The organism is Pigmentiphaga litoralis, from assembly GCF_048632615.1.
GTDB classification, from domain to species: Bacteria; Pseudomonadota; Gammaproteobacteria; order Burkholderiales; family Burkholderiaceae_B; genus Pigmentiphaga; species Pigmentiphaga litoralis_B.
This window is the reverse complement of sequence record NZ_CP184479.1, coordinates 1,988,178-2,001,243: the sequence shown is the minus strand read 5'-3', so window position 1 is coordinate 2,001,243 and position 13,066 is coordinate 1,988,178. Positions and strand designations below refer to the sequence as shown.

Below are 13,066 nucleotides of genomic sequence, written 5' to 3'. Positions count from 1 at the left end.
GGGCAAAGCTTTGGGGGATTTTAGAGGGCACGGCAATATGCGATACCCCTTCATGCCACGCAAGTAATACGAGATGTTGCTTCGGCAACGAGGTAAGTCGCCATTCACGGGCTGTTGCACAACAGCCTTGGCTCAGTGCCCCATGGCGGTGCCTTCTCTGCGAGGGTCGGCCCCCGACTGCAACCCACCGTCGGGCGTGCTCGCGATGGCATGCACGCCACTGGGGAACTCATGCAAGGTTACATGATGACCACGCTTTTCCAGCGCCGGAATCAGCGAATCCAGGCCCGTCGCGGCTTCGAGTTCGGTGTCGCGGTTGCGGCTGCCCCGGTGCGGCAGAGCTACCGCGGCCTGGATATCGAGGCCCCAGTCCAGGTTCGCGACGATGGTCTGCGCCACATAGTTGACGATGGCGCTACCCCCGGGCGATCCGACCACCAGCCGCAAGCGGGGCGGGCGGCCATCGACCGACGGCGCCATGACCAGGGTAGGCGCCATGGTGCTGCGCGGCCGTTTGCCGGCCTCGACCCGATTGGCCACGCGGCGGCCTTGCTGATCCGTGGGCGACAAAGAAAAGTCGGTCAGTTCATTGTTGAGCAGGAAGCCGCCAACGAAGATCTTGCTGCCAAACGCCTGTTCGATCGTCGAGGTCATGGCCACCGCGTTGCCGTCCGCGTCCACGATCGACAGGTGCGTGGTCGACGGCAGTTCGGGCGTGTCGTCCAGGCCCAGCCGCACCAGGCCGCCCGGAACCGGATCGCCGGGGGCGGCACGGCCCATCGACCGCGTTGGCGAGATCAACGCGGCACGCTGGGCCAGGTAGGCAGGCGCGATCATGGCGGCTACCGGCACCGGCTGGAACGCGGGATCGGCCACGTACCGATCGCGGTCGGCGTAGGCCAGGCGGCCTGCTTCGCTGAACAGATGCACGGCATCGACCGAATTCGGCGCCAGCCGGTCGATCGGCGTATGGGCAAGAATGCCCAGCATCTGCGCGATGGCGATGCCGCCGGAACTGGGCGGCGAGGCGCCGCATACCTGATAGTGGCGGTAGGGCGCGCACACCGGTTCGCGTTCCAGCGCCTGATAGGAAGCCAGGTCCTGCCGCGACAAGGTGCCCGGTACCGGGTGGCTGGCCACCGCATCGACGATGCGGCCGGCCAGCGCGCCTGTATAAAAAGCGTCGGCGCCGTGCGCGGCGATCGTGCGCAGGGTGGCGGCCAGGGCAGGGTTGCGCAGGCGGTCGCCCACCTGCAGCGGCGTGCCATCGGGGCGGAAAAAGTAGGCGCGCGCGGCCGGCTGGCGCGCCAGGGCCTCGCTGCCGGCAATCAATCCCGCCAGACGCGGCGTGACCAGAAAGCCGTCCTGGGCCATCGCGATGGCGGGCTGGAACAGGTCGGCCCAGGGCAGCTTGCCGTGCCGGCGATGCGCGAGTTCCAGCATGCGCAGCACGCCCGGCACGCCCACCGACCTGCCGCTGTTGACGGCGTCAAAGAAAGGAAGCTGACGGCCATTGCGCATGAACAGGTCTTCATCGACCCGCGCGGGCGCCGTTTCGCGGCCATCGAAGAAACGCACCGCGCCATCCGATGCCGAAAAATGCAGCAGGAAGGCGCCGCCGCCGATGCCCGACGATTGCGGTTCCACCAAGGTCAGCACCATCTGCGCCGCAATGGCCGCATCGACCGCGCTGCCGCCGCGCCGCAACGTGACGTACGCCGCGTCGGTGGCGAGCGGATGCGCGGTCACCGCCATCAGGTGGCGCGCCGTCACCAGCGCCTTGGGAGTCACGCCGCTGGCGGATTCGGGATTGGCGTCGATGCTGGCGTCGGCCCGCGCGCCTGCGGAGCCGGCGCAAAGCGCCAGCGCGGTCAGCAGGGTCGCCAACAGCGATCGACAGGTCAGGGCAGGCATGGGAGTCCGTTCGTGGGCGCGGCGCAGGCAAACCCTGGCGCAGGCAAAACCTTAACGCATTTTGATGAATGGACAGATACACTCAGCGGCTGAACGGCGCCCCGGTCCCGGTGGCCGCCGACCTGACTGTGTCCCTGCCATGATCGCGCTGCTTCCCCGGGTCCTCATTATCGAGGACGATCTTACGATTTCGGCCAACCTGTGCGCCTTCATGGAAGCCAAGGGCTTTTCGGTGGACGTTGCGTATGACGGCGCGTCGGCACTGTACCGCCTGGGGGCCGACAGTTTCGACGCCGTCCTGCTCGATATCGGCCTGCCCGGCCTGGACGGCATTACCGTGCTGCGGCGCTTGCGCAACGAACTGCGTCTGGCCACGCCTGTGTTGCTGGTGACGGCGCGCGATGAATTGAGCGACAAGCTGGACGCTTTTTCGCATGGCGCCGATGATTACGTGACCAAGCCCTATGCGCTGGCCGAGGTCGAAGCCAGGCTGCGGGCGCTGCTGAACCGGGCCAGCGGCGTGGTCGCCAACCCGGTGCGCGAGTTCGGCCGCCTGGCGTTCGACGCGCGGACCCGATCGGTAAAAGTGGCGGGCAAGGCCGTCAAGCTGACCCCCAAGGGCAGCCGCATCGTCGAAGTCCTGATCCGCGACCCGGGCCGCGTCGTGCCGCGCAGCGAACTGGAATCGGCCCTGTGGGGCGACGACGTGCCCGAACGCGATGCGCTGCGCAGCCAGATCCACCTGCTGCGCAAGGCCTTGTCCGACGCTGGCTTTGACGGGCTGGACACCGTGCATGGCGTGGGCTATCGGCTGGCCGACACGGCGGGAGACGCGTGATGATGCGTGGGGCTGGCGGAGCCGGTGCAAGCGCGGCGGGCCGTGCGGGCCTGGCGGAAAACAGCCGCTTTGGCCGCATGACCCTGAAGCAGCGGGTAACGTGGGCGCTGACCGGCGCGGTGGCCCTGTTCGTGGCGCTGCAGGCGGCCCTGGTCTACCTGGTCCTGGACGAACAGGAAGACGCGCTGGTCGACCAGATCGTGACGACCGAAGCCACGCGGCTGGTGCAGCGGCTGACCCTGGGCGAAGTGGTGCCGCCCGCCAGCGGTCCACTTGAACTGGGGCCGAGCCTGAAGGCCTGGGTGGCGCCACCGGGGGTGCGCATGACGAGATTCCTGCCAGCATCCAGGCCCTGCCGCCGGGAGCCTATCAGGTCAATCCCGATGAATCGGTGTGGCACGTGATCGTGACCGACTCGCCCTCGGGCCGCGTGTTCGTGCGCTACGACGCCACCGACAATGAAGAACGGGTGTATGAATTCGGCGCGATATTGCTGGGCCTGTGGCTGGCCTGTTCGCTGGCCGGGTTCTGGCTGTCCCGATCGGTCGCCGGGTTGATCCTGCGGCCCATGATGGAAGTGACGGACCGCGTGTCGGGCTGGGCGCCGGGCGCGCCCGCGATCAAGGTGGATCGCGACGATGAAGCCGGCCGGCTGATCGAAGCCTTCAGCCGCGTGCAGGACCGCGTCGAACAATCGATTGCGCAGGAACGCGAGTTTTCCGCCAACCTGAGCCATGAGGTGCGCACGCCGCTCACATCGATCCGCACCGATGCCGAGATGGCCGCGCTGGATGCGGCCGTGTCGCCACCGCTGCGCGACCGGCTTGCGCGCATCATGCAGAACGTGGACGAGATCGGCTCGACACTGGAAACCGCGCGGGCCATCAGCAGCGCCGAAGCCGGTCCCCGCACCCAGGTGGTGCTGGCCGAGTGCCTGGACGACGCCTGGAGCGGGTTGAACGAACGCGGGCAGCGCGCGGGCCTCGTGCTGGTGAACGAACTGCCGCCCACCGCGGTGGCGGAACTGGATCGTTACGGCCTGCTGATCGTGCTGCGCAACCTGATCCGCAACGCGATCGACCATGCCGCGCCGGCCACCCTGCGGGTCACGGCGCAAGGCAGCGGGCTGGTGGTGACGGACGATGGCCCAGGCATCGCGGCGCCCGATCTGCCCTTCGTGTTCGAACGGTACTACCGCGGCCGATGGAAGGATCGCATGGAAGCCGGGGCGCCCGAGGATCATCCCCTCAAGGCGGGCACCACGTCCGATGCGGCGGCACGCGAACGTGGACTGGGTCTGGCCATTGCCAAGCGGGTGTGCGACACCCAGGGTTGGACGCTGACAGTCACGTCCAGCACCGACAGCGACCGGCATCACACGTCTTTCTTCCTGCAGTTCGCCTGATTCGACGCAAATTCGACACCGCTTCAACAGGGATTCGACACCCCGGTCCGTAGCCTTGCCCCGGTCTGTTCTGGTGCAAGGAAACCGCCCTCATGTCGTCCATCAAAACCCTGCCGCCCGCCGCCGCCCTGTCGCCGGCGGGCATGGCGCCGCCCGGCAGCGGGCGCATCAGCCGCCTGCTGTTGTCCTTGCAGAACGGGCGCCTGACGGTGTTCGGCCTGGCCTGGCTGGCCTATCTGGCCACGTCGTTCATCACACGCGTGATCCTGTCGGCCATCAGCCTGCATGACGGGCTGGTCACCTGGGCCATGCTGCCGCGCGCCTTTGCGATGGGAATGCTGCTGGATTCGGTGACCGGCCTGTATCTGTGCGGTGGTCTGGCCCTCTACCTGTGGCTGGCGCCCCGCGGGCTGTTCGCGTCCCGCTTCGGACGGCGCCTGATGTTCGCAGGCTTCGTCGTCGCCATTGCCGCGTTCGTGTATCTGATCGCCGCCGAGGCGTTTTTCTTTGACGAATTCAATGCGCGTTTCAACTACACCGCCGTCGAATACCTGATCTACCCGACGGAAGTCTTCACCAATATCCGCGAGTCCTATCCGGTCGGACGCGCCTTGCTGACGGCGCTGTCGATCGGGCTGAGCGCGACCTTTCTGCTGCGCCATCGCCTGCGCCGGGCCTTTCAGGACGATGCCGGTGCGCTGCGCGCGCGCACCCTGGCCATGCTGGGTTATGGCGTGCTGATCGCGTTGTCGCTGGAAGGCCTGTCGTTGCAGAATGCACAGGGGGCGAACACCAATCGCATCTCCGGCGAGCTGGCCGACAACGGTGTGTACTCGTTCTTCAGTGCACTGAAGAATGCCGACATCGACTACGACCGCTATTACGCCACGTTGTCGGACACCGATGCCGCGGTGCGGCTGCGGCATCTGGTGCGGCAATCGAACACCCGCTTCCTGCCGCCGTCCGTCACCACCCATCCGCTCGCCCGCCAGGTCGACAACAGCGACCTGGGGCCGCCGCGCAAGCTGCATGTGATCGTGCTGCTGCAGGAGTCCCTGGGATCGGAATTCGTGGGCAGCCTGGGCGGACGCGACCTGACGCCCAATGTCGATCGCATCGCGCGCGAAGGCGTCAGCTTCACGCATCTGTATGCCAGCGGCACGCGCACCGTGCGCGGCATGGAAGCCTTGACCACGTCGCTGGCCCCCGTGCCCCCCGAAGCCGTCGTCAAGCGCAGCCACAACGAAGGATTGTTCAACCTGTCCACGGTGGCCCGGCGCGCGGGCTACGCACCCACTTTCATCTACGGTGGCTACGGCACCTTCGACAACATGAACGCTTTTTTTGGCGGCAACGGATGGCGCGTGGTGGACCGGGTAGACATGCCCACCCCCGCTTTTCCAACATATGGGGCATTGCCGATGAAGAGCTGATGGACAACGCGCTCGACGTGTTCGATAAACAGGTCGCGCACGGAGAAAAAATCTTCTCGGTCGTAATGAGCACGTCCAACCACAAGCCCTTCACGTTTCCGGAAGGCATTGCGGGCGTGCAGGCCAAGGGCGGTGGCCGCGACGCCGGCGTGCGTTATGCCGACTATGCCATTGGCAAGTTCTACGACAAGCTCAAGACCCGGCCGTGGTATCGCGATACGGTGCTGGTGGTGACGGGCGATCACGGCGCGCGTGTCTATGGCCGCGCCCAGATTCCCGTGCCGACCTACTCGGTGCCGTTCATCGTGCATGCCCCGGCCTACCTGGCGCCGCAGCGCGTGGACACCCTGGCCAGCCAGATCGACATCGGCCCGACGCTGCTCGGCATGCTGCATCTGTCGTACGAGTCACGGCTGCCCGGGCGTGACATCCTGCGCATGAAGCCCGAAGAGGGCTACGCCGTCTTCAATCACAACCGCAACATTGCGATGATGCGCGGCGACCAGATCGCAACGCTGGGTTTCGGCAAGACCGTGCAGACCGAGACCTATGACGCCGCGCTGGGCGAGTTGCGGCCCGCCCCGCATAACCCGGTGCTGGAACAGGACGCGCAGGCCATGTTCCAGATGTCGTATGACCTGTTTGCCACGGGGCGGCAGCGGGAGTGAGGCGGGGCGGGCAGGCACGGCCGCCGTTGCGGGCGGGTAGCTGCGCTTATTGACGCGCGGCAGGCGGCTGCTTCAAGTCCGCGCCGGCATCCGACCCGTTGCCCTGGCATACGCAAACAGGCCCCCCGCGGTCACGATGTCGGCCAGTTCACCCACGGGTTCGGTGGGCACATTAACGCTTCGCGCGTGCACCACGACGCGGCCTTCATCGACGTGCACCTCCACCTCGTCACCCGTGCGCACGGTGGCGGTCAAGGCCTCTTGCGCGACGACGGGCAGGACCTCACCCGTCGACACGCAATTGCGGAAGAAGATGCGTGCGAAGGACTGCGCCACCACCGCCTGAATGCCCGCCGACCCCAGCGCAATCACCGCGTGTTCGCGCGACGATCCGCAGCCGAAGTTCGCGCCGGCGATGATGACGGTATACGCACAGGCGCCGGTGACCGGGTCGACGAAAGGCAGCGCGTCATCGGGCAGGCCGCACATCGCCAGCTTGCCCAGCTCCGCATAGCCGTCGGGGGTAGACGGATTGATCTTCAGATACTCGGCCGTCAGGATCTGGTCGGTATCGATGTTGTCGCCCAGGACATAGGCGGTGCCGCGGATGACATTGCGGCCGGCAGGGATAGGGGATGACATCAACGACTCCTCAAAGGGAAAGATAATCCGCCGGGTTGGCGATGCGCCCGTGAATGGCGGACGCGGCCACGGTATAGGGCGACGCCAGATACACCTGCGCGCCCTTGTTGCCCATGCGGCCCACGAAATTGCGGTTGGTGGTCGAGATCACGCTGATCGCATCGTTAACGCGGCCAAACGTATCCGACGGCCCGCCGCAGCACGCCGCGCAGCCGGTCTCGGATGAAAGCACCACGCCTGCATCGACCAGGATGTCGTAGACCGATTGGTCCGCGATGCGGGTGCGGATCAGGCCATGGAACACTTCTTTCGTGGCCGGCACGGCGTAGGTCGGCACCGACACGGTGTGCCCGCGCAGCACGCGCGCCGCTTCCACGAAATCTTCCAGCTTGCCGCCGGTACACGAACCGATGTAAGCCTGGGCAAGCGGCACATCGGACAGCGTGTCCACGCCCGTGACGTTGTCGGGGCAGTGCGGCTTGGCGACTCTTGGCTGCAACGTGCTGACGTCGATATCGATCACTTGCGCATAGACGGCGTCCGCATCCGGTTCCATGACCTCGAACGGAATGTCGGTGCGCTCGGCCAGGTACGCCAGAGTGGCCGCATTGGGCACCATGATGCCGTTCTTGGCGCCGCATTCGACCACCATATTGCACAAGGTCATGCGCGACTCGACCGACATCGCATCGACCACCGCGCCGCCGAATTCCAGCGCCATGTAGGTCGCGCCCTCGATCGTCAACCGGCCGATCAATTCCAGGATCAGGTCTTTCGCCATCAGGTGCGAAGGCATCGTGCCGTGATAATTGACGCGGATCGTGGCGGGTACCTTGAGCGGGATGATGCCGGTGCCCAGCGCGAAAGCGGCATCGGTGTTGCCCACGCCGATGGAAAACGTGCCGAACGCGCCGCCCGTGACGGTGTGCGAGTCGGTGCCCAGCAGCACTTCGCCTGGCCGGTTGTGGCCGCCTTCCGCCAGCGCAATATGGCAGACCCCCTTGTAGTCCTTGGTGCCCACGTCATAGAAATGGGTGATTCCCTGCGCCTGCGCGAACGTGCGCATCAAGCGGATGTTCTGATTGGCCAGCGGATCGGCCGTGTAGACGAAGTGGTCGGGGATCATGATGAAGCGGTCGGGGTTCCACACCTTGGCGTCCTCACCGAACTCCCGCTTGAACACGCCCACCACGCCGGGCATACAGGGGTCGTGCGACATCAGCACGTCGACCTTCGTCCACACCACTTCTCCCACCGCCACGTGCTCGCGGCCACTGGCTTTCGCCAATACTTTCTGACTCAGCGTCTGCTGCATGTCTGCTCCTTGAACGATGGCGACCAAGATAGCAGCGGGCGCATGTTTCGAAAACGATAACTGTTAGTATGGCGTGATTGTTTCGTGGAGCGAACAGTGAATTCGTTGGATCAACTCGGCGCCATGGCGGTCTTTGCCCGCATCGTTGAAACCCTCAGCTATACGCAGGCCGCCGCCTCTTTGGGCGTCGCCAAATCGTCGGTCAGCAAAGACATCGCGCGGCTCGAAGCGTCGTTGGGCGTGGTGCTGCTCCGTCGCACCACCCGCAAGATCGAAGTCACCGAGATCGGCCGCGCCTACTACACCTATTGCGCGCGGGTACTTGCCGAACAGAAGGGAGCCAACCAATTTCTGCGGCAGACCACCGAAGAACCCGTCGGCAATCTGCGGGTGACCGCGCCCGTCACCTTCGGCAACCGCGCCGTCATGCCCGCCCTGTGCCGGTTCGTCGAACGCAATGCCCTGGTGCAGTCTGATCTGGAACTGACCGACCGGACCGTGGACCCGCAAGAAGCCGATCTGGATGTTGTAGTCGTCATCAGCCGCGACCCGCCCGACAACGCCGAATCCCGCATGCTCATGCCCATCGAGTGGGGCCTGTATGCGACGCCTGCCTACCTGTCGCAGCACCCGCCCGTGCGTGTGCCGGATGACCTGCGGCGCCATGCCTTCCTGTCCTTTCGTGGGCCCGCGCATTCGCCCGCCCTGATGCTGCGCAAGGGCAAACGCGACGTCGAATTGCAGGTGCGCCATCTGCTGCGCGTCAACAACAGCACCGCCGTCATGCGCGGCACCACCTCAGGCCTGGGCGTCGGCTACCTGCCGCAGTACGTTGCTAACGAGGCCGTGCACGCCGGCACGCTTACGCGCCTGCTGCCCGACTGGTCGTCCGAAATCCGCATTGCGTACGCCACCTATCTGGAAAGCCGCTACCTGCTGCCCAGGGTGCGGCTGTTCATCGATACCCTGGTGGAGTACTGCCAGGAGCACGGGCGGGCGCTGCGCGGGACGTGATGGCGCACCCGAAAAAAGCGCCCGGTCCAGGGCGCTTTTGTCTTGCGGCAGACGGCGTTCAGGATGCGCCCAGATTCCGCGCATGGAACGCCAGATGATCCTTCATGAACGTCGAGATGAAGTAGTACCCATGGTCGTATCCGTCATGCCGCCGCAGGGTCAGCGGCTGGCCGGCCTGCTGGCAGGCGGCTTCGAATGCTTCGGGGTACAGCTGCTCGTCCAGGAATTTGTCGGCCAGGCCCTGGTCCACCAGGATCCCTTGGGGAAACGGTGACTGCATCGTCGCCATCAGCGCGGTGGCGTCGTAGCGGGCCCATGCCGCGCGGTCCGGCCCCAGGTAGTTGCCCAGGGCTTTCTGGCCCCAGGGGCACTGGCTGGGCGCGGCAATCGGCGCAAAGGCCGACACCGACGTGAAGCGGCCAGGGTTGCGCAGCGCCAGCACCAGCGCGCCGTGCCCGCCCATCGAATGGCCGAAGATGCCCACGCGATCCGCGTCGCCCGGAAGTTCGGACGTGACCAGGCCGAACAGTTCCTGCGTCACGTAGCTGTCCATCCGGTAGTGCGTGGACCAGGGCGCCTGGGTGGCGTCGACATAGAAGCCGGCGCCCACGCCAAAGTCCCAGCTGTCGGCTTCGCCGGGCACGCCGGCGCCGCGCGGGCTGGTGTCGGGGGCGACCAGCATGATGCCGTGCTCGGCCGCGAATTGCTGCGCGCCGCCTTTGGTCATGAAGGTTTCTTCGGTGCAGGTCAGGCCGGCCAGGTAGAACAGCACCGGCACCTTGCCGGCCTCGGCGCCTTCGGGCAGGAAGACCGAGAACTTCATGGGCAGGCCGATGACGGCCGACGCGTGCCGGTAGAAGCGCTGGCGCCCGCCAAAGCAGCGGTGTTCGTTCAGGAGTTCAAGCATGCGGGGCTCCCCGGCTATCAGTACAGCACCACGGACCGGATCGATTCACCGCTCTTCATCAGGTCGAAGCCTTCGTTGATGCGTTCCAGCGGCAGGGTGTGCGTGATCAGGTCGTCGATGTTCAGCTTGCCGTCCATGTACCAGTCGACGATGGTGGGCACGTCGGTGCGGCCGCGCGCGCCCCCGAAGGCCGAGCCCTTCCATTCCCGGCCGGTCACCAGCTGGAATGGGCGCGTGGCGATTTCTTCGCCGGCCGCGGCCACGCCGATGATGAAGGACTGGCCCCAGCCCTTGTGGCAGCATTCCAGCGCCTGGCGCATGGTCTTGACGTTGCCGATGCACTCGAAGCTGTAGTCGGCGCCGCCGTCGGTCAATTGCACGATGGCGTCCACCACGTTGTCGACCTTGGACGGGTTGATGAAGTCGGTCATGCCGAACTTGCGGGCCATGGCTTCGCGTTCGGGATTCAGATCGATGCCGATGATCTTGTTGGCGCCAACCATCTTGGCCCCCTGGATCACGTTCAGGCCGATGCCGCCCAGGCCGAACACGACCACGTTGGCGCCGGCTTCGACCTTGGCGCTGAACACCACGGCGCCCACGCCGGTGGTCACGCCGCAGCCGATGTAGCAGGCCTTGTCGAAGGGGGCGTCATTGCGGATCTTGGCCAGCGCGATTTCCGGCACCACGATGTAGTTGGAGAAGGTCGACGTGCCCATGTAGTGGAAGATTGGCTTGCCATCGAGCGAAAAGCGCGAGGTGGCGTCGGGCATCAGGCCGCGTCCCTGCGTGCTGCGAATCGCCTGGCACAGGTTGGTCTTGCGCGACAGGCAAAACTTGCACTGACGGCATTCAGGCGTGTAGAGCGGAATGACGTGATCGTCTTTTTGACGGACGTGACCCCCGGCCCGGTTTCGAGCACGATGCCGGCGCCTTCATGGCCCAGGATGGACGGAAAGATGCCTTCCGGATCGGCGCCCGACAACGTGTAGTAATCGGTATGGCAGATGCCGGTGGCCTTGATCTCGACCAAGACTTCGCCGGCACGCGGCCCTTCAAGGTCGACTTCCTCGATGGTCAGGGGGATCCGGCTTTCCATGCAATGGCGGCTTTGGTCTTCATGCTGAGGCTCCTGGTCTGGGGTGCGCAAGGTCAATCCGCCAGTTTAGAGCATGCCATCGCGCCGCCGGATGCCCACATTGCCATGTCAACAAATAGGACTCAACTTCGTGAGATTTCTGCCGTCAACGTGAGGATCGCCTTCCACCAGACCCTTTTCCACTATGCGCAATAATCAGCCGGTTACCGCGGTCGAACATTTCGTCGACGCCCACCGTCCCGTGGTCACGACCACCGACCTGACCGGGCGTATCACCTATGCCAATCCGGCCTTTATCGAGGTCAGCGGATTTGCGCGAGAAGAATTGCTGGGGGAACACCACAACATCGTCCGCCACCCCGACATGCCGTCCGAAGCGTTCACCGACATGTGGAACACGCTCAAGCGTGGGCAGCCATGGCGTGGCATGGTCAAGAACCGCAGCAAGGATGGCGGCTTCTATTGGGTGGAAGCCTACGCAACCCCGCTGTATGACAACGGCACGCAGGTCGGCTACATGTCGGTCCGCAACGCGGCCGAACGCGCCGACGTTGCGCGCGCGGCCGAGCTGTATGCGGCCATCAAGCGGGGCGCGGCCCGCTTTCCGGTCACGCCGCGCCGCCGCTGGTGGCATGACCCGACGCCGTGGGGCGCGGGCGTGGCGGCGGCCACCCTCGGCCTGTTCGTTGGCATGTATCTGGCGCCGCACTGGGGCTGGCTGGCGGGTGAGGCGGCCCTGCTGGCGGCGGGCGTCGCGCTCTGGCGCCGGCGGGTCAGCGGCCCGATCCGCCGCGCCGACCAGGCACTGGATGCGATCGGCCAGGGCGTGCTGTCGACCCGCATCCGGAGCAAGGACCAATTCGACCTGCTGGGCCTGCCCATGCGGATCGAATCCACCCGCATCCATCTGCGGTCGACGTTGTGCGATGTGCTGCAGGTGGCCAGCTCGGTCGAAGGTGGCGCGGACCGCGTCGGCCGTGAGATTGCGGCGATCAGCAGCGTGGTCGACGAACAGCGCGACCGCATCACCCGCATTGCCGCGGCGGTCGAAGAAATGAGCGTGGCGATTGCCGAAGCCTCTCAGCACACGGCCACGGCGCTGTCTTTGTCGGAGTCGGCGCTGGGCGAGGTGGACACCGCAGAAGGCAAGATCGGCGATTCGGTGCGCGGCACGCATTCGGTGGCGGATGCCGTGGGCCGCACGAACCAGCAGATCGGTTCGCTGCATGCGCTGGTGTCGACCATTTCCGGGGTCACGCAGGCCATCAGCGAGATCGCCAGCCAGACCCGCCTGCTGTCTTTGAACGCCGCGATCGAAGCGGCGCGTGCGGGGAAAATGGCCGCGGCTTTGGCGTGGTGGCCGAAGAAGTGCGGACGCTGTCCGATCGCACGGCCGGCAGCACCGACGACATCGGCCACGCGCTGGAAGCCATCACGCGGTTTGCGACGGAAACGTCGCGGTCCATGGAAGAAGCCGTGGCGTCGGTCAAGAACAGCGGCGAACAGATCCGCGAAAGCGCGGGATTTTTGAACGGGTGCGCCAGTCATCGTCGCTGGTGGTGGAACGATCGCGCGACATTTCCGACATGCTGCAGCAGCAGTCGGCCGCGTCGCAGGAAGTCGCGACCAGCATGGAAGGGATTTCTGGCGAAGTCGAACGCACGGCCGCATCGGTGTCGTCCTTGTCGACCGCCACCGACACCTTGCGCGGGTCGGTGCAGGACATGCGGCAGTTGCTGGTGCGGTATGAAGAGTCGTTGACGGCGTAAACAAGAAGCGACGGCGCAGGGACCGGCGGCGCGAAGGATGCGACGGCGCGTTCACGCCCGAC

The 13,066-nt window shown here is 65.7% G+C and carries 11 protein-coding genes and 2 pseudogenes; 8 read left to right on the top strand and 5 right to left on the bottom strand.

Going from position 1 to position 13,066, the window contains the following annotated elements; all coding sequences use genetic code 11:
• Nucleotides 1-132: 132 nt before the first annotated feature.
• Nucleotides 133-1,914, bottom strand: a complete 1,782-nt coding sequence (gene ggt / locus ACNANG_RS08755) for a gamma-glutamyltransferase (protein WP_420226869.1) — start codon at nucleotides 1,912-1,914, stop codon at nucleotides 133-135.
• Nucleotides 1,915-2,053: 139 nt separating this feature from the next.
• Between ggt and ACNANG_RS08750 the strand changes: the two genes are divergently transcribed.
• The 5 genes from ACNANG_RS08750 (at nucleotide 2,054) to ACNANG_RS08730 (ending at nucleotide 6,258) form a co-directional block, all read left to right on the top strand.
• Nucleotides 2,054-2,752, top strand: coding sequence for a response regulator transcription factor (locus ACNANG_RS08750; protein ID WP_420226868.1), 699 nt, complete (start codon nucleotides 2,054-2,056; stop codon nucleotides 2,750-2,752).
• The gene (locus ACNANG_RS08745; RefSeq protein ID WP_420226867.1) at nucleotides 2,752-3,156 is read left to right on the top strand and encodes a hypothetical protein; all 405 of its coding nucleotides are present in this window, start codon (nucleotides 2,752-2,754) and stop codon (nucleotides 3,154-3,156) included. The genes ACNANG_RS08750 and ACNANG_RS08745 overlap by 1 nt, the downstream gene beginning before the upstream one ends.
• Before the next feature lie 2 nt (nucleotides 3,157-3,158).
• Nucleotides 3,159-4,157: a sensor histidine kinase gene (locus ACNANG_RS08740; RefSeq protein ID WP_420226866.1), complete on the top strand. Its 999-nt coding sequence runs from the start codon at nucleotides 3,159-3,161 to the stop codon at nucleotides 4,155-4,157.
• A 92-nt stretch (nucleotides 4,158-4,249) separates the two neighbouring features.
• Entirely contained in the window at nucleotides 4,250-5,590 is a 1,341-nt protein-coding gene (locus tag ACNANG_RS08735) for an LTA synthase family protein (protein ID WP_420226865.1), read from the top strand.
• Nucleotides 5,590-6,258: an LTA synthase family protein gene (locus ACNANG_RS08730; RefSeq protein WP_420226864.1), complete on the top strand. Its 669-nt coding sequence runs from the start codon at nucleotides 5,590-5,592 to the stop codon at nucleotides 6,256-6,258. The genes ACNANG_RS08735 and ACNANG_RS08730 overlap by 1 nt, the downstream gene beginning before the upstream one ends.
• 72 nt (nucleotides 6,259-6,330) lie before the next feature.
• Here the strand turns inward: ACNANG_RS08730 and ACNANG_RS08725 are convergent, their stop codons facing one another.
• Entirely contained in the window at nucleotides 6,331-6,900 is a 570-nt protein-coding gene (locus ACNANG_RS08725; RefSeq protein ID WP_420226863.1) for a 3-isopropylmalate dehydratase, read from the bottom strand.
• A gap of 10 nt (nucleotides 6,901-6,910) precedes the next feature.
• On the bottom strand, nucleotides 6,911-8,215 hold the full coding sequence (locus ACNANG_RS08720) for a 3-isopropylmalate dehydratase large subunit (RefSeq protein WP_420226862.1): 1,305 nt from the start codon (nucleotides 8,213-8,215) through the stop codon (nucleotides 6,911-6,913).
• Between the two features lie 96 nt (nucleotides 8,216-8,311).
• Between ACNANG_RS08720 and ACNANG_RS08715 the strand changes: the two genes are divergently transcribed.
• Nucleotides 8,312-9,229, top strand: a complete 918-nt coding sequence (locus ACNANG_RS08715; protein ID WP_420226861.1) for a LysR family transcriptional regulator — start codon at nucleotides 8,312-8,314, stop codon at nucleotides 9,227-9,229.
• A 58-nt stretch (nucleotides 9,230-9,287) separates the two neighbouring features.
• Here ACNANG_RS08715 and fghA read toward each other — a convergent pair whose 3' ends face one another.
• On the bottom strand, nucleotides 9,288-10,136 hold the full coding sequence (gene fghA, locus ACNANG_RS08710) for an S-formylglutathione hydrolase (RefSeq protein ID WP_420226860.1): 849 nt from the start codon (nucleotides 10,134-10,136) through the stop codon (nucleotides 9,288-9,290).
• Nucleotides 10,137-10,153: 17 nt separating this feature from the next.
• Nucleotides 10,154-11,258 (bottom strand): annotated as a pseudogene (locus ACNANG_RS08705) (S-(hydroxymethyl)glutathione dehydrogenase/class III alcohol dehydrogenase).
• Nucleotides 11,259-11,419: 161 nt separating this feature from the next.
• Here ACNANG_RS08705 and ACNANG_RS08700 point away from each other — a divergent pair.
• Nucleotides 11,420-12,708 (top strand): annotated as a pseudogene (locus tag ACNANG_RS08700) (methyl-accepting chemotaxis protein); the annotation flags it as partial.
• Between the two features lie 62 nt (nucleotides 12,709-12,770).
• Nucleotides 12,771-13,004, top strand: a complete 234-nt coding sequence (locus ACNANG_RS08695; RefSeq protein WP_420227693.1) for a hypothetical protein — start codon at nucleotides 12,771-12,773, stop codon at nucleotides 13,002-13,004.
• Nucleotides 13,005-13,066: the final 62 nt, after the last annotated feature.

Bases quoted from the DNA above. Each gene is read 5' to 3' on its own strand.
- ACNANG_RS08735 (WP_420226865.1), top strand. From the start codon at position 4,250: ATGTCGTCCATCAAAACCCTGCCGCCCGCCGCCGCCCTGTCGCCGGCG.
- ACNANG_RS08750 (WP_420226868.1), top strand. From the start codon at position 2,054: ATGATCGCGCTGCTTCCCCGGGTCCTCATTATCGAGGACGATCTTACG.
- fghA (WP_420226860.1), bottom strand. From the start codon at position 10,136: ATGCTTGAACTCCTGAACGAACACCGCTGCTTTGGCGGGCGCCAGCGC.
- ACNANG_RS08745 (WP_420226867.1), top strand. From the start codon at position 2,752: ATGATGCGTGGGGCTGGCGGAGCCGGTGCAAGCGCGGCGGGCCGTGCG.
- ggt (WP_420226869.1), bottom strand. From the start codon at position 1,914: ATGCCTGCCCTGACCTGTCGATCGCTGTTGGCGACCCTGCTGACCGCG.
- ACNANG_RS08730 (WP_420226864.1), top strand. From the start codon at position 5,590: ATGGACAACGCGCTCGACGTGTTCGATAAACAGGTCGCGCACGGAGAA.
- ACNANG_RS08725 (WP_420226863.1), bottom strand. From the start codon at position 6,900: ATGTCATCCCCTATCCCTGCCGGCCGCAATGTCATCCGCGGCACCGCC.
- ACNANG_RS08720 (WP_420226862.1), bottom strand. From the start codon at position 8,215: ATGCAGCAGACGCTGAGTCAGAAAGTATTGGCGAAAGCCAGTGGCCGC.